General features: G+C 59.0%; 17 protein-coding genes. 10 read left to right on the forward strand and 7 right to left on the reverse strand.

All coding sequences use genetic code 11. The annotated features are described in order from the left end of the window. Positions 1–293 precede the first annotated feature (293 nt). Both xni and ABLU87_RS21055 read right to left on the reverse strand, forming a co-directional pair. Positions 294–1,049, reverse strand: a complete 756-nt coding sequence (gene xni / locus ABLU87_RS21050) for a flap endonuclease Xni (RefSeq protein ID WP_014226613.1) — start codon at positions 1,047–1,049, stop codon at positions 294–296. A 109-nt stretch (positions 1,050–1,158) separates the two neighbouring features. Further along, positions 1,159–3,102, reverse strand: a complete 1,944-nt coding sequence (locus ABLU87_RS21055; protein WP_049079281.1) for a sigma-54-dependent Fis family transcriptional regulator — start codon at positions 3,100–3,102, stop codon at positions 1,159–1,161. A 270-nt stretch (positions 3,103–3,372) separates the two neighbouring features. Here ABLU87_RS21055 and ssuD point away from each other — a divergent pair, with 270 nt between their 5' ends. The 3 genes from ssuD to ABLU87_RS21070 all read left to right on the forward strand — a co-directional run bounded on the left by ssuD (position 3,373) and on the right by ABLU87_RS21070 (position 7,464). Further along, complete coding sequence (gene ssuD / locus ABLU87_RS21060; protein ID WP_014226611.1) at positions 3,373–4,545, forward strand: FMNH2-dependent alkanesulfonate monooxygenase; 1,173 nt, start codon at positions 3,373–3,375, stop codon at positions 4,543–4,545. Between the two features lie 41 nt (positions 4,546–4,586). Beyond that, positions 4,587–5,984 carry an FAD-dependent oxidoreductase gene (locus tag ABLU87_RS21065; protein WP_122116677.1) on the forward strand — a complete coding sequence of 466 codons (1,398 nt, stop codon included), beginning with the start codon at positions 4,587–4,589 and terminating at the stop codon, positions 5,982–5,984. A 73-nt stretch (positions 5,985–6,057) separates the two neighbouring features. Then, positions 6,058–7,464, forward strand: a complete 1,407-nt coding sequence (locus ABLU87_RS21070; protein WP_014226609.1) for an LLM class flavin-dependent oxidoreductase — start codon at positions 6,058–6,060, stop codon at positions 7,462–7,464. Positions 7,465–7,616: 152 nt separating this feature from the next. Here the strand turns inward: ABLU87_RS21070 and ABLU87_RS21075 are convergent, their stop codons facing one another. The 5 genes from ABLU87_RS21075 to queF all read right to left on the reverse strand — a co-directional run bounded on the left by ABLU87_RS21075 (position 7,617) and on the right by queF (position 14,283). After that, entirely contained in the window at positions 7,617–8,558 is a 942-nt protein-coding gene (locus tag ABLU87_RS21075) for an aliphatic sulfonate ABC transporter substrate-binding protein (protein WP_014226608.1), read from the reverse strand. Positions 8,559–8,706: 148 nt separating this feature from the next. After that, positions 8,707–10,074 carry an L-serine ammonia-lyase gene (locus ABLU87_RS21080; RefSeq protein WP_032751051.1) on the reverse strand — a complete coding sequence of 456 codons (1,368 nt, stop codon included), beginning with the start codon at positions 10,072–10,074 and terminating at the stop codon, positions 8,707–8,709. 50 nt (positions 10,075–10,124) lie between these two features. Continuing rightward, entirely contained in the window at positions 10,125–11,414 is a 1,290-nt protein-coding gene (locus ABLU87_RS21085) for an HAAAP family serine/threonine permease (protein ID WP_004124376.1), read from the reverse strand. Positions 11,415–11,958: 544 nt separating this feature from the next. Next, positions 11,959–13,326, reverse strand: a complete 1,368-nt coding sequence (ppnN, locus tag ABLU87_RS21090; protein WP_004853652.1) for a nucleotide 5'-monophosphate nucleosidase PpnN — start codon at positions 13,324–13,326, stop codon at positions 11,959–11,961. Between the two features lie 111 nt (positions 13,327–13,437). Continuing rightward, positions 13,438–14,283 carry an NADPH-dependent 7-cyano-7-deazaguanine reductase QueF gene (gene queF, locus ABLU87_RS21095; protein WP_122116676.1) on the reverse strand — a complete coding sequence of 282 codons (846 nt, stop codon included), beginning with the start codon at positions 14,281–14,283 and terminating at the stop codon, positions 13,438–13,440. A gap of 69 nt (positions 14,284–14,352) precedes the next feature. On the opposite strand from queF, the gene syd reads away from it, so the two are divergent. From syd to gudD, 7 genes are all read left to right on the forward strand, one after another. Then, positions 14,353–14,910, forward strand: a complete 558-nt coding sequence (gene syd, locus ABLU87_RS21100) for a SecY-interacting protein (protein WP_014226606.1) — start codon at positions 14,353–14,355, stop codon at positions 14,908–14,910. Between the two features lie 633 nt (positions 14,911–15,543). Then, positions 15,544–15,873, forward strand: coding sequence for a YqcC family protein (locus ABLU87_RS21105; RefSeq protein WP_014226604.1), 330 nt, complete (start codon positions 15,544–15,546; stop codon positions 15,871–15,873). Next, positions 15,873–16,667, forward strand: coding sequence for a tRNA pseudouridine(65) synthase TruC (truC, locus tag ABLU87_RS21110; RefSeq protein ID WP_014226603.1), 795 nt, complete (start codon positions 15,873–15,875; stop codon positions 16,665–16,667). The genes ABLU87_RS21105 and truC overlap by 1 nt, the downstream gene beginning before the upstream one ends. Positions 16,668–16,669: 2 nt before the next feature. Beyond that, entirely contained in the window at positions 16,670–17,113 is a 444-nt protein-coding gene (locus ABLU87_RS21115; RefSeq protein WP_014226602.1) for a flavodoxin, read from the forward strand. Positions 17,114–17,597: 484 nt separating this feature from the next. Then, on the forward strand, positions 17,598–18,956 hold the full coding sequence (gene gudP / locus ABLU87_RS21120) for a galactarate/glucarate/glycerate transporter GudP (protein WP_004124361.1): 1,359 nt from the start codon (positions 17,598–17,600) through the stop codon (positions 18,954–18,956). Next, positions 18,953–20,293: an enolase C-terminal domain-like protein gene (locus ABLU87_RS21125; protein WP_014226601.1), complete on the forward strand. Its 1,341-nt coding sequence runs from the start codon at positions 18,953–18,955 to the stop codon at positions 20,291–20,293. Before gudP ends, ABLU87_RS21125 begins: the two co-directional genes overlap by 4 nt. Before the next feature lie 19 nt (positions 20,294–20,312). Then, the gene (gene gudD, locus ABLU87_RS21130) at positions 20,313–21,653 is read left to right on the forward strand and encodes a glucarate dehydratase (RefSeq protein WP_014226600.1); all 1,341 of its coding nucleotides are present in this window, start codon (positions 20,313–20,315) and stop codon (positions 21,651–21,653) included. The last annotated feature ends 52 nt before the right edge of the window (positions 21,654–21,705 follow it).

Raw genomic sequence — 21,705 nt, forward strand, 5'->3', positions numbered from 1 at the left:
CGGTAGCCCGGGTAAGGCGTAAGCCGCGACCCGGGGAATGCGCTCACCGTCTGCGATCCGGTAGCCCGGATAGATGCGCAGCATCACCTCCGGGGAAATGGTGCCACGCTGCGCGCTGCTCCCGGGGGCGGCGCTTGACGCGCCTTGCCCGGGCTACGGGTATTCAGCCGTCTGCGGTAGCCCGGGTAAGGCGTAAGCCGCGACCCGGGGAATGCGCTCACCGTCTGCGGTCCGGTAGCCCGGACAGATGCGCAGCATCGCCTCCGGGAAGCCGCGCGCACCGCGGCCCGGCGCTATCGTGCCAGCCGCAGCTGCTGCAGGTTGCCGTCCAGCTGTAAATCGGTTTGCAGGCGCGCGATGTCCCGGCAGGTGAAGGCCATCTCTTTCTGTTCTTCCAGCTTCTTGCGCCACTTCTCCGGCACGTCCGCCAGCCGCGCGTAGATCCCTTCCAGATCCTGAAAATCGGTTAACAGCTGGGCGGCGCTTTTCGGCCCAATGCCCGCCACGCCGGGAACCTTTGAGCTGCTGATGCCCGCCAGCCCCCAGTAGTCAGGCAGCTGTTCCGGCGTCACGCCAAACTCTTTGGCGATAAACGGCGCATCAAGCCAGCGCTTCTGAAAATAGTCGCGGATGCGGATCGTTGGCGACAGCAGCTGGCAGTAGCCTTTGTCGGTTGAAACGATGGTTGCCTGATGGCCGGCCTGCGCCACTTTGACCGCCAGGGTCGCGGCAAGATCGTCGGCTTCGCTGCCGCTGAGCGCCCAGCAGCGAAACCCGCGCTGCTCAAACGCCGCCCGCAGCGCCGGCATTTCCGCTTCGAGGGTCTCCGGCATCGGCGCGCGCCCGGCTTTATAATCGGGCAGACGCTGATGTCGCCAGCCGTGGCCGCGGTCTTCATCATCAAATACCGCCACCACGTGGGTTGGCTGGCTATGGACTACCAGCTGTTCAAGCGCATGCAGGCAGGTGTCGACGCAGGGTGACCCCTGCACCGCGTGGATGCGGCGAATCAGATTAAGTGCGTCGACGATTAACAGATGAACGGCCACGAATATCCTCATAAATAGGCTCTTATTGCAGTGCCTTTCAGGGTAACATCGCCGCGCGGATGAGGCTATTGGCGCCAGGGAAATCAGGAAGATGACTCGCAGTTTCCGGCTAATCAACGTGCATCAGCAGGCCGAGATCGCTATTGGTGGCTTCACCGTACCAGACCGCCTCGCGCACCGAAACCGGTTTGTGGATAAGCCCCAGCGCGTAAAAGCGATCGGCGATACTTTGTTGGGCGCGAATCACGTTGAGATCCATCGGCCGCGGACGATGGCTGCGGCGCGATAAGGCGCGCGTCAGAGAGGCGGCGTTAAGCCCCAGCTCGGCGGAGAGCAGTCCGGCGGCTTGCTCCCGGTGCTGGTCAATAAACTGGCCGGTCTGCGCCAGCTCGGCTAACAGGCGCTGCATGATATCGCTATTGCGGCTGGCGTAGTCGCGGCGCGACAGGTAGAACTGGTGATTATTGACGCGCCCCTCGCCGCTGGCAACAACCCGTAATTCGCCGCTATATTCCGCGTCGCTGAGCAGCGGATCCCACATCATCCAGGCGTCCACCGCCAGGTAATCGCTGGCGGTCAGCGGATATTTCGGCGGAATATAGACCACTTTGACGTCGTTTAATGCCAGCCCGGCCTCTTCCAGGATATGCAGCAGCAGCCAGTGCACGTTAGAGCCCTTATTCAGCGCGATACGCTTGCCGCGCAGGTCGGCAATGGTGCGAATGTCGCTGTGCTGCGGGACGACCATCGCCACGCTTTGCGGAGCGGGCGGTTCCCAGGCGACGTAGACCAGCTCGCCGTTACTCGCCTGAGCGAAAACCGGCGGCGCTTCGCCGGTGGTGCCAAAATCGATCTCATCGCAGGCGAGGGCGTGCAGCAGCTGCGGCCCGGCGGGGAATTCGCTCCACAGCACGCTGACGCCGCGGCTGGCAAAGGCTTGCTCGAGACTTTGCCGCGCTTTCAGGATGCCAAGATTGCCGAAGCGCTGGAAGCCGATGCGCAATTCCCGGTCGCGAGAGACGCTGTTGACCGCCGCGCCGAAGAGAGGCTCCTGACGGCGGCGGCTTTTAATGATGCCAAAATTGGCCAGCTGCGTGCGCAGCGTGTGGCGGCTAATACCGAGCAGCGCCGCGGCCTGGCTTTGATTATCGTCACTGTGGGCCATCGCGCCGCGTATTAACGCCCCGGTGACCCTCTCCCACAGCGGCTCGCCCGGCAGGGAAAGCTGACGACGAATAAAATCGTCGAGCTCATTATCGCCCGCCGCCGAGGGCTCATTGTTTAGCGTCGTCAGCCGCAGCTGGGCGGGGCCGATCTCCTCTTCTTTACTCAGCAATACCGCGTTATGCAGGGTGTTTTCCAGCTCGCGAATATTGCCCGGCCAGGGGTACTCCATCAGCCTTGCCAGCGTCTCCGGGGCCAGACGACGAGCCGGGCGGCCCAGGCGGCGGGCGTAGAGCGAGAGAAAATGGTCCGCCAGTACGGGAATATCCTGGCGACGCTGGCGCAGCGGCGGCAGCGGGACGAGGGCGATATTCAGGCGATAGTAGAGGTCTTCGCGGAAACGACGCTCGCGGATGGCCTGCATCAGGTCCACGTGGGTGGCGGCGATCACCCGCACGTCCACCTTAATGGCCTTGCGCGAGCCGACGCGGGTGATTTCGCGCTCCTGCAGAACGCGCAGCAGTTTGACCTGAAGCGGCAGGCTAAGCTCGCCGATTTCATCGAGCAGCAGGGTGCCGCCCTCCGCCGCCTCGAACCAGCCGGGATGGCCTTGTACCGCGCCGGTAAACGCCCCTTTTTCATGGCCGAACAGCTCCGCTTCCGCCAGGCTTTCGCTGAGCGCGCCGCAGTTGACGGCCAGAAACGGCCGGTGGCGGCGCGGGCTATGGTGATGCAGGTAGCGGGCGACGACCTCCTTACCGGTGCCGGTTTCGCCGACAATCAGCACGGTCGCCTCGGTGGGGGCCAGTTTATCCAGCAGGCTCTGAAACGCTTTTGACGCCGGGTCGATCAGCGCGGGCGTAGAGGATGGAAATTCAGGATTCAGCATGGTGACCTCCGGTATTTGATGTCCTGAAGTTATCCTGTGCCGGGGACGGAAACCAGAGGGCTAACTCGCCGGTCTGTTGCAAATGCCGCAGTCCGGACGCATTGGCTGCGGCATTTGCAACAGCGGCGTAAGGTTCGGTTTTCTGTAACTCACTGAATTTATATTGTTAATTTTTTATTCACCATTGGCACGATTATCGCTAACACTCATATAACCAAATTAAAACAACTCTTCGATAAATATCGGATATGGTTATATAGGAAATGGATAATGACGCAAAAAACCGACGATAAAATCAACGTGTTCTGGTTTCTGCCCACCCACGGCGATGGCCGCTACCTGGGCACCTCGGAGGGCGGACGCCCGGTTGATTTGCCTTACCTGCAGCAGGTGGCGCTGGCGGCCGACAGCCTCGGCTACTACGGCGTGCTGATCCCAACGGGGAAAAGCTGCGAAGACTCCTGGCTGGTGGCCTCGGCGCTGGCACCGCTGACCCGCCGCCTGCGCTATCTGGTGGCCGTTCGTCCGGGCCTGCAGCCGCCGACGCTGGCGGCGAGGATGGCGACGACGCTCGACCGCCTGTCGGGCGGTCGGCTGCTGATTAACGTGGTGACCGGCGGCGATCCGGTGGAGAACAAAGGCGACGGTATTTTCCTCAGCCACGGCGAACGCTATCAGGTCACCCGCGAATTTCTCGACGTCTACTCGCGCCTGCTGAAAGGCGAAAAGGTGGATTATCACGGCGAGCATATCCACGTGGAAGGAGCGGAAGTGCTGTTTCCGCCGGTACAGGAAAACGGCCCGCCGCTGTTTTTTGGCGGCTCCTCTGAGGAAGCCATCGACGTCGCCGCCGATCAAATCGATACCTACCTGACCTGGGGGGAGCCGCCGGCGCTGGTGGCCGAAAAGCTGGCGATAGTGCGCGAGCGCGCCGCCGCGCGGGGCCGCACGTTGCAGTACGGGATTCGTCTGCATGTGATTGTTCGCGAAACCGAAGAGGAGGCGTGGGCCGCCGCCGATCGGCTGATTTCACACCTTGATGACGAAACTATCGCCCAGGCGCAGAAAATTTTTGCCCGTATGGACTCCACCGGCCAGGCGCGAATGAGTTCGCTGCATAAAGGATCGCGCGACAATCTGCGTATTGCGCCGAACCTGTGGGCGGGCGTGGGGCTGGTGCGCGGCGGGGCCGGGACGGCGCTGGTCGGCAATCCGCAGCAGGTGGCAGAACGCATTCGTGAATATCAGGCGCTCGGTATCACCAACTTTATCTTCTCCGGCTACCCGCATCTGGAAGAAGCCCATCGTTTCGCTGACCTGGTCATGCCGCTATTGCCGCTGGCAGGCCACGATCAGCCGAAGGCGCGTAGCGTCAATACCGGCCCGTTTGGCGAAACCATCGGCGGCGATAAGCGTCCGGTGAAACAGGTCAGCGCAAGCTGAGGAGGCGCGTATGTTACACCGATTTGTGAAGGCGGTGGGCTATGCAAACTGAACCGCACGTGGTGATTGTCGGCGGCGGATTTAGCGGTGCGGCGGTGGCGATTCATCTCCTGCGCCTGGCGCCGGTTGGCGTGCGGGTCACGCTGCTGGAGCCGCGCGAGGTGCCCGGCGCGGGCGTGGCCTACTCCACGACCGAACCGAGCCATCGGATTAACGTTCCTGCCGCGCGGATGCAGCTTGCCGGTGAAGAGGAGGGCGCGTTCGATCGCTGGTACCGCAGCCAGCCCGCCTTTGCGGATGACCCGCATGCCCTGCTGGCAGACGGCGCGGTCTATCCGCAGCGCGGTCAGTTTGGCCGCTATGTCGCCCAGCGTTTCGCCGAGGAGGCGCGCGCCAGCGGCGGGCGGCTGACGCATCTGCGCGAGCAGGCGCTGAGCGTTAATCATGGTGAAGTTGTCACCGACGGCGGGCGTCGGCTGCAGGCCGATCTGCTGGTGCTGGCCATCAGCCATCCGCCGCCGTCGCTGCCGTTGCTGGCGACGCCGTTCGCAACGCATCCGGCGCTCATCGCTAACCCCTGGCGAACGGGCGTGCTGGCAACTATCGCCCCGGAAGCGAGCGTCGCGGTCATGGGCACCGGCCTGACGATGGCGGACACCGTCGCGACCCTGACGCGTCTGGGCCATCGGGGGCCGATCGCGGCATTTTCACGCCGCGGGCTGCTGTCCCGCAGCAACCTCAGCGGCAGTAGTGAACCCTGGCCTGGCGAATACGATCGCGGAACGCTGCGCCAGCGGCTGCGGCAAATCCGTCTGGATATCGAGCGCGCGGCGGAGCAGGGACAGGCCTGGCAGGTGGTGCTGGACGCGGTGCGTAATCAGGGGCAGAGCATCTGGCAGGGGCTGACGGTGGCCGATCGCCAGCGCTTCCTGCGTCATTTGCGCAGCTACTGGGACGTTCACCGCTACCGTATCGCTCCGCAGGTCGCCGGGGTCCTTGAGCAGCGCCAGCGCGACGGCAGCCTGCGGGTGCTGGCGGCCAGGCTGACGGCGCTGGAAGGCGACGCGCAAAAGCTGGCGCTAACCCTGGCTCCCCGGCGCGGTGAAACGCTGCGGGTGAGCGCTGACCACTTTATTTTAACCACCGGCCCGGCGCACGGCGGGTTGACCGACAGCCAGCCGCTGCTGCGTCAGCTGAGCCAGCGTGGGCTGATTCGCGCCGATGCGTTTGGCCTTGGCCTGGACGTCGATCGACGCTCGCGGGCGATTGGCCGGGAAGGGCGGATTACGCCCAATCTGCTGGTTTCCGGACCCGCCGCGCGGGCGTATTTCGGAGAATTAATGGGGCTGCCGCAGGTGGCCGACCATGCCGCCGCCGTGGCCGACGAAGCGCTGCGGACCCTGGGCGTCAAACAATCCGCCCGATGTCCGGCGTTCTGAACGCCTTTTATCCCCTGATTCCTTTAATGATTATGCGCGCGTCCCGACAGCGGGGCGCGCCGTGGAGAGTGCTATGTCATCACAACGTGAAATTCGTCTGAACGCTTTTGATATGAACTGCGTCGGCCATCAGTCGCCGGGGCTGTGGGCCCATCCGCGGGACCGCTCCTGGCAGTATAAAGACCTCGAGTATTGGGTCGACCTGGCGCGTCTGCTGGAGCGGGGCAAGTTTGACGGGCTATTTATCGCTGATGTGCTGGGCGTCTATGACGTGCTGAACGGCAACGGCGATGCGGCGATCCGCCAGGCGGCGCAGGTGCCGGTCAACGATCCGCTGGCGCTGATTACGCCGATGGCGCTGGTGACGGAGCATCTGGGATTCGGCCTGACCGCTTCGCTCTCTTTTGAGCATCCCTATCCGTTCGCCCGCCGTCTTTCAACTCTCGACCATCTGACCAAGGGGCGAGTGGGCTGGAATATCGTGACCTCCTATCTTGAGAGCGGGGCGCGTAATATTGGCCAGAAAGCGCAGACCGACCACGACGCCCGCTACGACTATGCCGATGAATATCTGGAGGTGGTCTATAAGCTGCTGGAGGGGAGCTGGGAGGATGGCGCGGTGCTGCGCGACAGGGAACGTAAGATCTTCAGCGATCCGCGAAAAATTCACCCGATTAACCATCAGGGGAACTTCTTCTCGGTGCCGGGGATCCACCTCTGCGAGCCGTCGCCGCAGCGTACGCCGGTACTCTATCAGGCGGGCGCCTCCAGCCGCGGCAAGCAGTTCGCCGCCGGCCACGCGGAGTGCGTATTTGTCGGCGCGCCGTCGAAAGTGCTGCTGAAAAAGACGGTGGCGGATATTCGCCGTCGCGCCGAGGAGGCCGGGCGCGATCCGCGCAGCATCCTGATCTTCAATATGCAGACGGTCATCGTCGGCGAAACCGACCGTGAAGCTCAGGCTAAATGGCAGGAGTATAAACCGTACGTCAGCTACGAAGGGGCGCTGGCTCTGCTCTCCGGCTGGACCGGCATCGACCTTGGTCAGTATCAGCCGGATCAGGTGCTGGAGTATCTGCATACCAACGCGATTCAGTCGATGGTAGAGGCGTTTTCCACCGCCGATCCGAACAGCCAGTGGACCGTGCAGAAGCTGGCGGACTGGGCGGGGATCGGCGGCTTCGGGCCGCTGGTGGTCGGCAGCCCGCAGACGGTCGCCGATGAGCTGCAGTCCTGGGTCGAAGAGACCGACGTCGATGGGTTTAACCTCGCCTATGCGGTGACCCACGAAACCTTCCGCGACGTGGTGGATTTGCTGGTTCCGGAGCTGCAAAAGCGCGGCGTGTTTAAGCAGGAGTATCGCGAGGGAACCCTGCGCGAGAAGCTGTTTGGCGCCGGCCCGCGGCTGGCTGCGCCGCATCCGGGCGCAGGCTATCGCTACGGCGCGCAGGTCGCGGTCGGAAGTGAAGAGAAGGTGAGTTAATTTTGCCGGTCCCCCTCTCCCCGAAGGGTGAGGGGCTGAACTGTGGGGCGGGAGGTTTTTCCCGGAGGCGGCGCTCGGGCTACGGATCCACCGTCGTCTGCGGGCCGGTAGCCCGGGTAAGGCGCCTGCGCCGCGACCCGGGAAGGGAAGGCTTACTGCTTATCCAGCGACCAGGTCGCGCTGCGAACATCGACTTTCACCGGCAGCAGGCCGATACGGGTGAAGGTATCCGCCAGCGCCTGCTGTTCGTTATAGACCGCAGGCGTCATACGTTCGGCACCATAAGGCAGACGCGCCAGCGTCTTCAGCCAGATAGCCTTATCCAGCCCGGTTGAGGTGGAGAGGATCCCGGCGGCATCGTCCTGATGACTGTTGGCCCATTCGCTCAGTTTACCCAGCTCATCCACCACCTGCTTTGCGGTATCCGGATAGGTGTCGGCAAATTTGCGGCTGGCCAGGTAGAAAGTGTAGTGCGGCACCAGCCCTTCGGCATTGCCAATCTGTCGCGCTTTGGCGTTCGTTTCCACTTCGGCGAGGAACGGATCCCAGATAACCCAGGCGTCAATAGCGCCGCGCTGGAAGGCGGCGCGGGCGTCAGCAGGCGGCAGATAGACCGGCGTGATATCTTTATAGCTCAGCCCGGCTTTCTCCAGCGCGGTCACCAGCAGGTAGTTTACGTCGGAGCCTTTATTGAGCCCCACGCGCTTGCCCTTAAGATCGGCCACGCTCTTAATTGCCGAGTTTTCCGCCACCACGATGGCCTCGGTTTTTGGGTTCGCCGGGGAGTGGGCTAAATAGACCAGATCCGCCTGCGCCGCCTGGGCAAAGGCCGGCGGCGCATCGCCGGTGGCGGCGAGGTCGATGCTGCCGACGTTCAGCCCTTCCAGCATCTGCGGCCCGGCGGGAAATTCAATCCAGCGGACGGCGATACCCTGCTTTTTGAAGCTTTCATCGAGGGTGCCGCGATATTTAAGCAGCGCGAAGATATTAGCTTTCTGATAACCGATATTCACGGTCTCCGGCGCTTTCGCCAGCGCGGAAGCGGATAAGCCTGCCAGCAGTAGCAGCAGCGCCGGGCGGGATAATCTGAGCATGATTTGTTCTCCTTGAGCGGTTTTTCCGTAAGGTAACAAATCGTCTTTATAACTAATAAATAACTAAATTATCATTTATATAACATAAATGAAGGAGGAGGGCAGGGAAAAGAAGCCCGGCATGCCGCAGCATACCGGGAGGGGGGCGTTAATCGCAGGCGACAATCTTCATTGCCAGGCCGCCGCGCGAGGTTTCACGATATTTGGCGTTCATATCTTTGCCCGTTTCGTACATGGTCTCGATGACTTTATCGAGGCACACCCGCGGCTCGCTGGTGCGGCGCAGGGCCATACGTGCGGCGTTGACCGCTTTAACCGCCGCGATAGCGTTACGCTCGATGCAAGGCACCTGCACCTGGCCGGCAACCGGATCGCAGGTGAGACCGAGGTTGTGCTCCATACCAATTTCCGCCGCGATGCATACCTGACCCGGACTGCCGCCAAGCAGTTCAGCCAGACCGGCCGCCGCCATTGAACAGGCTACGCCGACTTCACCCTGGCAGCCCACTTCGGCGCCGGAAATCGAGGCGTTCATCTTATAGAGCGAGCCAATGGCGCTGGTGACCAGCATATAGCGCGCCAGCGAGTTGGCGTTCACTTTGCGGATGAACTTGTCGTAGTAGGCCAGCACCGCAGGTACGATACCGCAGGCGCCGTTGGTCGGCGCGGTCACGACGCGCCCGCCGGCGGCGTTCTCTTCGTTAACCGCCAGGGCGAACATGTTAATCCAGTCAACGACCGCCATCGGGTCGCTGTTGGTGTTGTCCTGGCTTACCAGCATCCGGCGCAGCGCGGCGGCGCGACGCGGCACCCGCAGCTTGCCCGGCAGAACCCCCTCGGTGGTGATGCCGCGCTCAATTCCGCTGCTCATCACTTCCCAGACCGCGGCAAAATGCTGCTCCAGCGCTTCTTTACTGTGCAGCGCCAGCTCGTTTTGCATCATCAGCCCGGAGAGCGATAGCCCGCTTTCGCGGCAGTGGCGCTGCAGATCGGCGGCGTTTTTATACGGATAAGGTACGGCGACCGGCGCCTCGCGGGTCACGCCGAAATGGTCTTCATCGACGATAAACCCGCCGCCGATGGAGTAATACGTCTGGCTGTAGAGAACCTTCTCGCCGCCGAGGGCGGTAATACGCATGCCGTTTTCATGCCGCGACAGGTTGTCGGCGTGGAAATTCATGCACTGATCGACCGGGAACGCCACTTCCTGCTGGCCGTTTGCCAGCATCAGGCGGCCATGGGTGTTGACGTCCTGGATAAAGCCGGGAATCGCGTCGATGTCGACGGTATCCGGCAGGTTGCCCGCCAGGCCCATAATAATCGCGATATCGGTATGGTGGCCTTTTCCCGTCAGGGAAAGGGAGCCGTAGACATCGACGACGACTTTGGTTACCTCGGAAAGCAGCCCGCGCTCAATAAGATCGTCCGTGAATTGTTTGCCCGCTTTCATCGGTCCAACGGTGTGGGAGCTGGAAGGGCCAATGCCGATTTTAAAAATATCGAATACGCTGATCATGATGCATCCAGTGCTGTCGGGAGCGCCGCCGTCAGGCGGCGCGAGGGATATTAACTAAACAGAGAGTAGAAAATCGCGGAGATAGCAATCAGGCCCATAATCACCACGAAAACGTTGCTGACGTGGCCGCTGTATTTACGCATCGCCGGGACTTTCTGAATCGCGTACATCGGCATCAGGAACAGAATCATCGCGATAATCGGGCCGCCCAGGGTTTCGATCATCCCGAGGATGCTGGGGTTCAGCGTCGCCACAATCCAGGTGGTGACCAGCATGAACAGGGCGGTGATTTTGTTCAGTTTATTGATTTCGATGGACTTGCCTTTACCGCGCAGGGATTTAATCACCATGCCGTTAAAGCCTTCGCGAGCGCCCAGGTAGTGGCCAAGGAAGGATTTAGTGATGGCGATCATCGCAATGATCGGCGCCATCCAGGCGATGATCGGCGCGTTAAAGTGGTTCGCCAGGTAAGACAGAATCGAGATGTTCTGATCTTTCGCCGCCGCCAGATCCGCCGGGGAGAGGCTCAGTACGCAGCTGAAGACGAAGAACATGACGGTCAGCACCATCATGATGTGCGCGCGGGCCAGAATGCTGGAACATTTTTTCTCTGCGCCCTGGCCGTACTCTTCGCGTTTCGCGACGGCGAAGGAGGAGATGATCGGCGAGTGGTTAAAAGAAAACACCATCACCGGAATCGCCAGCCACAGGGTCATCCACAGGCCGTTGCCGGTCGCGGTCGCGCTGCTCAGGGAGAGGGTTTCCAGCGCCGCGCCGTTCCACTGCGGAATCAGATAAAAGGCCAGAATCATCAGCGCGACCACGAACGGGAACACCAGCACGCTCATCGCTTTCACAATCATCTGCTCGCCGAAGCGCACGATGGTCATCATGCCGACAATCAGAATCAGGGAAAGAATGGCGCGAGGCGGCGGCGTTATGTGCAGCTGGTGCAGCATAAAGCTTTCCACGGTGTTGGTGATCGCCACGCTGTAGACCAGCAGAATCGGGTAGATGGCGAAGAAGTAGAGCAGGGTAATCAGCTTACCTGCGCCAACGCCGAAATGCTCTTCGACCACTTCAGTGATGTCTTCGCCCGGATTCTTACCGGACAGCACGAAACGGGTCATCCCGCGGTGGGCGAAGAAGGTCATCGGGAAGGCCAGAATCGCCATGATGATCAGCGGGATCATGCCGCCGACGCCGGCGTTGATCGGCAGAAACAGGACGCCCGCGCCGATAGCCGTGCCGTACAGGCCCAGCATCCACATGGTGTCCGTCTTACGCCAACCGCTACGGGTAGCATCCGAAACGATGGTGCTGGTTTGAGTGGTTTCCATCTGTATCTCCTGGAGGAAGCAACAAAATCTATTGAATAAAAAAGACCAAATAATATGAAATTCGTTTGTTTACGGTTTTTTAGGCATTTTCTCCGTAACAATTGGTGCGGGAAGATACATTTATATGGTGAATGCATCAGTGATCGCGATCTCAAATGCAATAATCCACTTTAAATGTAAGCAATTTTAGTCCAACAGCCTGTTTCTGGTGATCAGCCAGAGATTTGTGGCGCGGAGGCTATCATTTTCAGCATATGAGAGAATAGTGGCGCGACGTAATAACGAGGTTTTTACTGTAAAAATGCGAAGTTCTCGACGTTTTTACGTTAAAAGGCGTTTTTCCTGGTGATATTTATTGCAGTTTTTGGAAACGCAAACGATTGGCTTTTGTAAAGGCGATGCTAAAAATTCATAAAAGGAATGATTTATCTGGAAAGCATACGGGCGAATGCAGAAGCGAAAAAGCGGAGAAAGAGTGCCGCCCGGGCGGGGAGAAATAGCCCGGGGGCGTAAGCCGCCGCCCGGGAGAAGAGCAGAAGAGAACTCAGGAACAGATTTCGTAGCAGGGGATGTAAGCGGTGCCGCCCGGCAGCTTCATACGATGCTGCGCCACAAAGCCCTGCAGCAGATCGTCCATGCGGCGCATCATTGCCGGGTCGCCGTGAATCTTATACGGGCCGAATTTCTCGATAGCCTGGATACCCACCTCTTTAACGTTACCGGCGACGATACCGGAGAAGGCGCGGCGGAGATCCGCTGCCAGCACTTCCACCGGCTGGTCCGGATAGAGCTTAAGATTGGCCATATTCTCATGGGTCGGATCGAACGGCATCTGCAGGTCCGGCGCAATGCGCATCGACCAGTTGAAGCTGTAGGCGTCGCCGGTCTCGCGGCGATTCTCTTTCACCATCGGCATCGCTTTTTTCATCTGGCGGGCCACTTCCGCGGCATCGTCAACGATAATGCGATAGTGACGACGGGCGGCTTCACCCAGCGTATGGACGATAAACTCATCCAGCACGCGGAAATAATCGGCGCTCTCTTTTGGCCCGGTGAGAATCAGCGGCAGAACCTGCGACTTGTTCGACGGGTGCATCAAAATGCCCAGCAGATAGAGCAGCTCTTCCGCCGTGCCCACGCCGCCCGGGAAGATGATGATGCCGTGGGCGATGCGCACGAACGCCTCCAGGCGTTTTTCGATATCCGGCATGATGATCAGTTCGTTCACCAGCGGGTTCGGCGGCTCGGCGGCGATAATCGACGGCTCGGTCATACCGATAAAGCGGCTGTCTCTGTAACGCTGCTGCGCGTGGCCGACGGCGGCGCCTTTCATCGGCGCTTCCATCGCGCCCGGTCCACAGCCGGTACAGATATTCAGTTCGCGCAGGCCCAGCTGGGTGCCGACGCGGCGGGCGTACAGATATTCGTTTTCGTTAATCGAGTGGCCGCCCCAGCAGACAATCATGTTTGGCGCTTCGCCGACGTGCAGGGCGCGGGCGTTACGCAAAATGGAGAATACCAGGTTGGTGATATGCACCGAGCTTTCAAGATCGAGATTCGGGAAGCGAACGGTGTTGTGGATCTGGCCGTAGACGAACAGGATATCGCGCAGTACGGCAAACAGGTTGGCCTGCAGGGAACGGATAATACGCCCGTCAACGAAAGCGTCTTCCGGCGGGTTGATCAGTTCCAGCTTCACGCCGCGTTCGCGACGCAGCACGTTAATATCGAAGTTTTCAAAACGAGACAGAAGCTCCTTGCTGTTATCGGTCAGGCTCCCCGAGTTGAGCACAGCAAGCGAGCAGTTGCGAAAGAGTTGATACAGGTCACTGCTGGCGGTGCGTTTAAGCATATCCACTTCCAGCTGCGACAGCATATCCATTGAACCAAGCGGGCTAACATGTGTAATCAAGTGAACTCCTTACAGGACGATTATCGTCTTCCTGTGATTACAATAGCCCTGCTGATGGCGTTTTCACAACCTTGCGCGCGGGTTAACGCGCGCAAATTGTGAAAATGTTTACTATTGACGGGCGAGGCGACCGGTGGCCGGCACAAAATCGGTATTGCTGCGCCACGGGTTGATATCGAGACCGCCTCGTCGCGTGTAGCGCGCATAAACGGAAAGGGCTTCCGGCTGGCAGAAACGCTGAATGTCATTGAAGATGCGCTCTACGCACTGCTCGTGGAACTCGTTGTGGTGGCGGAATGACACCAGATAGCGCAGCAGCTTTTCGCGATCGATTTTCGCCCCGCGATACTGGATTTGCACCGACCCCCAGTCTGGCTGGTGGGTAATCAGGCAGTTGGACTTCAGCAGATGGCTGACCAGGGTCTCTTCGACCACTTTGCCGGCCGCGGCGTCCTGCAGATAATCGGCGCTGAACTGGTAATTATCGATTTCAATATCCTGGTCGTCGATGCAGGTGCCGTGCAGATGAGCGACCGGCTGGCCTTCGAGCTCATCGAGGCGATACAGCGCTACCTTCACTTCTCCTTGCGCACAGGCGCTGAGATCGCGCGCCAGCGTCGCCTCGACCGCCTGCCAGTCGGCAAAGCGCGTCTGGTTGAAGCTGTTGAGATAGAGCTTAAAGCTTTTTGATTCCACCAGGTTTATGGTGGTATCGCTGAGCTCCACGTGGCCCACGGCGACCTGCGGCAGGCCTTTGGCGTTCAGCCAGGAGAGCTCATACAGCGTCCAGATATCGGCGCCGTGAAACGGCAGGTTATCGGCGTGCAGATCCAGCGGGTCGCGGTTCAGGCTGCGTGGGACGCCCTGAAGCAGGCTGGCGTCGTAGGTGTCGCGGTAATCAGTTGATTTTCCGAGCGTCAGGCCGGCCAGCGCCTGATGATTATCGTAAGAAGACATGTTTCACCATAGTTAAAGTGGTTACACTATATGCCAAGTGTATCCTGTCTAACGTGAAGAGAGAAACCGGTGGACCAGCAAACCGCAGAAGCGCTACAAGCATTTACCCAACGTTATTGTGAGGCGTGGCAGCAGCAGCGCTCCAGCCTGCCGCGCAGCGAAGAGCTTTACGGTATCCCGTCGCCGTGCGTCAACGGCACGGATGATGACGGCGTTTTCTGGCAGCCGCAGCCGTTTTCATTAGCACAAAATATTGACGCGGTTGAACGGGCGCTGGAGATTGTGGTACAACAACCGCTTCATGCTTATTATACCACTCAGTTTGCCGGTGATATGCAGGCGCGTTTTGCCGATGAAACTGCCGATGAAACCATGACGCTGCTGCAAACCTGGAGCCCGGATGATTTCCAGCGGGTGCAGGAGAACCTGATTGGTCATCTGCTGGTGCAAAAGCGTTTGAAGCTGTCGCCCACGCTGTTTATCGCCACGCTGGACAGCGAACTGGAGGTCATTTCGGTCTGTAATATGAGCGGTGAAGTGATCAAAGAGACCCTCGGCACCCGAAAACGGACGACCCTTTCTCCCTCGCTTGCGAGTTTCCTTAATTCCCTTAAGCCAGTTCTGTAATCCACAGTACCCAAACTTTTGTGAGAGATCTCTTACAAGACCTGTAAGAGATCGTCATCATTTAAGCCGATCCTCCAGGGGTTGTATTTTAAGAAATATAATATTTTTCAAGTGATTAATGATTTTCTCATTAAGGATACTGACGATTAATCTTAAGATATTGTCTTAACAAGGGTTGTAAGACAGGGCGGAATCAGGGATTCTATACACATCGACAGGGAGTTGATAAACGAAGTGAACATCAGGATGATGACGCTTCTGCAGGACCCGCCAGGATGGCGTTGCAAGGACAGGCTTCAGGATGAAGCACAGGATAACGCAGGATTGCGTAAAAGGACACCTCCAGGAAGGAGAACGAGAGCCGAGCGGGACGTTCGGTGGATCAGGAAGATCAGGACAGACTTAAGGATGAGTTATTTCGCATCGGGGTGGTGTGAAAGCAGGATGCAACTGTTTATGGATGAACATGGTCAGGAGACCTCAGGAAAAGTTTTCAAGGACGAGCAGGGAGCACCAATGTAGCTGGATTGCTGCAAAACGAACCGGGAGCACTGTTTTATACAGTGCTCCCTTTTTTTATTTCTCGTCTGAATTTGCTATTCTGCGCCGGTTTTTAACTCACCGAGGTTTCCCATGACTCTTGACCATCGCGTGCGCGAGCGCCTGCTCGCCATTGAAGCGCTGCTGCGCGAAACGGAACACTGGCAGGATAGTGCCCCCGATAGCCGCGCGTTTGCCAGCGAACAGCCGTTTTGCCTCGACACCATGGAGCCGCTTGAATGGCTGCAGTGGGTATTGATTCCGCGTATGCACCAGCTTCTGGAAAGCGGAACGCCGCTGCCGCAGAACTTCGCCGTTGCGCCCTATTATGAGATGGCTCTGGATAATGCTCACCCCGTGCGCGAGCGGGTGCTGGCCGAACTGGTCCTGCTGGATGCGCTGTTTGCCGGCGGCGAAGCCTGATGCTGGAGATTTTATATCAGGACCAGTGGCTGGTCGCGGTGAACAAGCCATCGGGCTGGCTGGTGCACCGCAGCTGGCTGGATCGTGATGAAAAAGTGGTGGTGATGCAGACCGTGCGCGACCAGATAGGCCAGCACGTGTTCACCGCCCATCGCCTCGACAGGCCGACGTCCGGCGTGCTGCTGATGGGGCTGTCGAGCGAAGCGGGAAGATTGCTGTCGCAGCAGTTCGAGCAGCATCAAATGCAGAAACGCTATCATGCGATCGCTCGCGGCTGGCTGAACGACGAAGCGGTGCTTGATTACCCGCTGGTTGAGGAACTGGATAAAATCGCCGATAAGTTTGCCCGCGAAAATAAAGACCCGCAGCCGGCGGTGACGCATTATCGCGGCCTGGCGACGGTAGAGATGCCGGTGGCGACCGGCCGTTACCCCACGACCCGCTATAGCCTGGTGGAGCTGGAACCGAAAACCGGACGTAAACACCAGCTACGTCGCCATCTTGCCCATCTTCGCCATCCGATTATCGGCGATAGCAAACACGGCGATTTGCGGCAGAATCGCAGCGCGGCGGCGCACTTTGGCTGCGATCGGCTGATGCTGCACGCCAGCCAGCTCTCGTTAACGCATCCCTTTACCGGCGAACCGTTGGTTATTCGCGCCGGTCTTGACGACGTCTGGATGCGCGCGCTGTCGCAGTTTGGCTGGCGCGGCCTTCTCCCGCTAAATGAAAGGGTTGAGTTTGCCGACGACTGCGGTCAGGATGAAGAGATACAGGTCAATTCAGGGAGATAGTCATGGCAGAAGTCGGAATTTTTGTCGGCACGATGTATGGAAATTCGCTCCTGGTCGCCGAAGAGGCGCAGGCTATTTTGAGCGGGCTGGGGCATCAGGCGAAAGTCTTTGAGGATCCCGAGGTCAAAGACTGGGAGTCGTATAGCGGTAGATATGTGCTGGTGGTGACATCGACCACCGGACAGGGCGATTTACCGGACAGTATCGTGCCCTTGTACGAAGGCATCAAAGATATGTATCAGCCGCATTTACGCTATGGGATTATCGCCCTGGGCGATAGCACCTACGCTAACTTCTGCGGCGGCGGCCTAAAGTTTGATGCGTTATTGCAGGAACAGGGCGGCACGCGCGTTGGCGAGATGCTGATGATTGACGCCAGCGAAGATCCGGAACCCGAAAGCGTCTCTAACCCATGGGTAACGCAGTGGGCGTCGCTGCTCGATTAAAAAGTTTCGCCCTCTCCCTACACTAGAGGGCGCTCCTTTTTTACTGATGTTCAATGCCAGAGCCAGATTAACGGTCAAAAAGATCGTACCAATTCTCCACGTGGCTGGCTTCGGGCATTTGCCTTAAAACCTGTGTAATGCCAGGGCCTTTACCGGGCTATTTCACGGGGTCAAGAGAGTTGATTCACACTCCTGCCTTTTGCACCGCCGTTTCCGCCTCTGAACGCGCGCGGTTTTTCATTTCCGTGAACCATCCCCCATCTCATTAGGCATACGCCATAAATCACATTTACTCAGCCGGTGAAAGCTGTGTATTTGCACGGTGAGCCCGCCAGCCCCTCTTTTTATACTTTCCCTGCCAGTTCCCAATGCAGTGCCAGATATAACGAAAACAATGAAAAACACTAACACGTCATTCTGAGTACCCTACAGGTTGTGCTGTTCAGAATGAACGTAGCTAACGCTATGATTCAGGAGTGCAACAATGAGTTCATTAAGTCAGGCGGCGAGCGGCGCTGAAAAGCGCACCAATGCTCGCTACTGGATAGTGGTGATGCTGTTTATCGTCACATCCTTCAACTACGGCGACCGCGCCACCTTATCCATTGCCGGATCGGAGATGGCCAAAGATATTGGTCTTGACGCCGTTGGCATGGGGTATGTTTTCTCCGCGTTTTCATGGGCCTATGTGATCGGCCAAATCCCGGGCGGTTGGCTGCTTGACCGTTTCGGTTCAAAACGCGTCTACTTCTGGTCCATTTTTATCTGGTCCATGTTTACCCTGCTGCAGGGCTTCGTCGATATCTTCAGCGGCTTCGGCATTATCGTCGCGCTGTTTACCCTGCGTTTCCTTGTCGGCCTGGCCGAAGCGCCATCTTTCCCCGGAAACAGCCGTATCGTCGCGGCGTGGTTCCCGGCGCAGGAGAGGGGCACCGCGGTGGCTATCTTTAACTCCGCGCAATACTTTGCCACCGTTATTTTTGCGCCAATCATGGGTTGGCTGACCCATGAGGTGGGCTGGTCGCACGTGTTCTTCTTTATGGGCGGACTCGGGATTATCATCAGCTTTGTCTGGCTGAAGGTCATTCATGAACCCAACCAGCATCCGGGCGTGAACCAAAAAGAGCTGGATTACATCGCCGCTGGCGGCGCGCTGATCAACATGGATCAGGCGGCGGCCAAAGCTAAGGTGCCGTTTAGCGTAAAATGGGGGCAAATTAAGCAGCTGCTGGGCTCCCGCATGATGATTGGCGTCTATATCGGACAGTACTGCATTAACGCTTTAACCTATTTCTTTATCACCTGGTTCCCGGTTTATCTGGTGCAGGCGCGCGGCATGTCCATTCTGAAAGCCGGTTTTGTCGCTTCGGTGCCGGCTATCTGCGGCTTCGCGGGCGGCGTGCTCGGCGGGATTATTTCCGACTGGCTGATGCGTCGTACCGGCTCGCTGAACATCGCGCGTAAAACGCCGATCGTGATGGGGATGCTGCTGTCGATGGTGATGGTGTTCTGTAACTACGTCAACGTGGAGTGGATGATCATCGGCTTTATGGCGCTGGCCTTCTTCGGTAAAGGCATCGGCGCGCTGGGCTGGGCGGTCATGGCGGATACGGCACCGAAAGAGATCAGCGGGCTGAGCGGCGGTCTGTTCAACATGTTCGGCAATATCTCCGGTATCGTGACGCCAATTGCTATCGGCTACATCGTTGGCACCACCGGTTCGTTTAACGGCGCGCTGATTTATGTGGGCGTCCATGCGCTGGTGGCGGTGCTGAGCTATCTGGTTCTGGTCGGCGATATTAAGCGTATTGAACTGAAACCTGTGGCAGGACAATCATCATGACAACGCAATCGAGCCCCGTTATCACCGACATGAAGGTTATCCCGGTGGCCGGGCAGGACAGTATGCTGCTCAATATCGGCGGTGCCCATAACGCGTACTTTACCCGTAATATCGTGGTGCTGACCGACAGCGCCGGCAATACCGGCGTCGGCGAAGCGCCCGGCGGCGAGGTGATTTATCAGACGCTGGTGGAGGCGATCCCGATGGTTTTGGGGCAGGAAATCGCCCGCCTGAATAAAGTGGTTCAGCAGGTGCATAAAGGCAACCAGGCCGCGGATTTTGACACCTTTGGTAAAGGCGCCTGGACGTTCGAACTGCGGGTGAACGCGGTGGCGGCGCTGGAGGCTGCGCTGCTGGATCTGTTGGGCAAGGCGCTCAACGTGCCGGTTTGCGAACTGCTGGGGCCGGGCAAGCAGCGCGATGCGGTGACCGTGCTGGGCTACCTGTTCTACGTGGGCGATCGTACGAAGACCGATCTGCCCTATCTGGAAAGCACGCCGGGCAGCCACGCGTGGTATCGCCTGCGTCATCAGGAAGCGCTGAACAGCGAGGCGGTGGTGCGGCTGGCGGAAGCCGCGCAGGATCGCTACGGCTTTAAAGATTTCAAACTCAAGGGCGGCGTGCTGCCCGGCGAGCAGGAGATCGAAACCGCCCGCGCGCTGAAGAAGCGTTTCCCGGATGCGCGCATTACGGTCGACCCTAACGGCGCCTGGCTGCTGGATGAAGCCATCGCCCTGTGCAAAGGGCTGAACGATGTGCTGACCTACGCCGAAGACCCCTGCGGCGCCGAGCAGGGCTTTTCCGGCCGCGAAGTGATGGCGGAGTTTCGCCGCGCCACCGGTTTGCCGGTGGCAACTAACATGATCGCCACCAACTGGCGCGAAATGGGCCATGCGGTGATGCTGAACGCCGTGGATATTCCGCTGGCCGATCCGCACTTCTGGACCCTGTCCGGCGCGGTGCGCGTGGCGCAGCTGTGCGATGACTGGGGCCTGACCTGGGGCTGTCATTCCAATAACCACTTTGATATTTCACTGGCCATGTTCACCCACGTCGGCGCGGCGGCGCCGGGTAACCCCACGGCCATCGATACCCACTGGATTTGGCAGGAGGGAGATTGCCGCCTGACCAAAAATCCGCTGGAGATTAAGCACGGAAAAATTGCTGTTCCGGACGCGCCAGGACTTGGCGTTGAGCTGGACTGGGAGCAGGTACAGAAAGCGCATGAGGCGTATAAAAAGCTGCCCGGCGGCGCGCGTAATGACGCAGGCCCAATGCAGTACCTGATCCCCGGATGGACTTTTGACCGTAAACGCCCCGTTTTCGGCCGTCACTGATTTGAATAAGGACTAAATTATGAGCGCACAATTTTCGACCCCCGTTGTTTCTTCTATGCAGGTCATTCCGGTCGCGGGCCACGACAGCATGCTGATGAACCTGAGCGGCGCGCACGCCCCGTTCTTCACGCGCAATATCGTGGTGATCAAAGATAATTCCGGCCATACCGGCGTCGGTGAAATCCCCGGCGGAGAGAAAATCCGCACCACCCTGGAGGACGCGATCCCGCTGGTGGTCGGTAAGACGCTGGGTGAATACAAAAACGTGCTGACCGCCGTGCGCAATACTTTCGCCGACCGCGACGCCGGTGGACGCGGTTTGCAGACCTTCGATCTGCGTACCACAATTCACGTAGTGACCGGGATCGAAGCGGCGATGCTTGACCTGCTGGGCCAGCATCTGGGCGTGAACGTGGCGTCTCTGCTGGGCGATGGCCAACAGCGCAGCGAAGTGGAAATGCTCGGCTACCTGTTCTTCGTCGGTAACCGCAAAGCCACGCCGCTGCCGTATCAGAGCCAGCCGGATGACAAATGCGACTGGTATCGCCTGCGTCATGATGAAGCGATGACCCCGGATGCGGTGGTGCGCCTTGCGGAAGCGGCGTATGAGAAATATGGCTTTAATGACTTTAAACTGAAAGGCGGCGTACTGGCTGGGGAAGAGGAAGCGGAGTCCATCGTTGCGCTGGCGAAGCGCTTCCCGCAGGCGCGCGTGACCCTCGATCCGAACGGCGCGTGGTCGCTGGATGAAGCGATCAAAATTGGCAAATACCTGAAAGGCTCTCTGGCCTATGCGGAAGATCCGTGCGGCGCAGAACAGGGCTTCTCCGGACGCGAAGTGATGGCGGAGTTCCGCCGCGCCACCGGCCTGCCGACGGCGACCAATATGATCGCGACCGACTGGCGTCAGATGGGCCACACGCTGTCGCTGCAGTCCGTCGATATTCCGCTGGCGGATCCGCACTTCTGGACCATGCAGGGTTCCGTCCGCGTGGCGCAGATGTGCCACGAGTTTGGCCTGACCTGGGGCTCGCACTCTAACAACCACTTTGATATCTCGCTGGCGATGTTTACCCACGTGGCAGCGGCAGCGCCGGGTAAAATTACCGCCATCGACACCCACTGGATCTGGCAGGAGGGTAACCAGCGTCTGACCAAAGAGCCTTTTGAAATTAAAGGTGGGATGGTACAGGTACCGGCGAAACCGGGTCTGGGCGTGGAGCTCGATATGGATCGGGTGATGAAAGCCCATGAGCTGTACCAGAAACACGGCCTGGGCGCGCGCGATGACGCGATGGGCATGCAGTATTTGATCCCGAACTGGACGTTTGATAACAAGCGTCCGTGCATGGTGCGCTAAAGAAATACCGGTCCCTTCGGGGACCGGTTTCCTGCACGGCGTCGGGTAATCG

This window comes from Klebsiella sp. CB_Kp196 (assembly GCF_040061575.1).
In the GTDB taxonomy this organism is placed as follows: Bacteria; Pseudomonadota; Gammaproteobacteria; order Enterobacterales; family Enterobacteriaceae; genus Klebsiella; species Klebsiella michiganensis.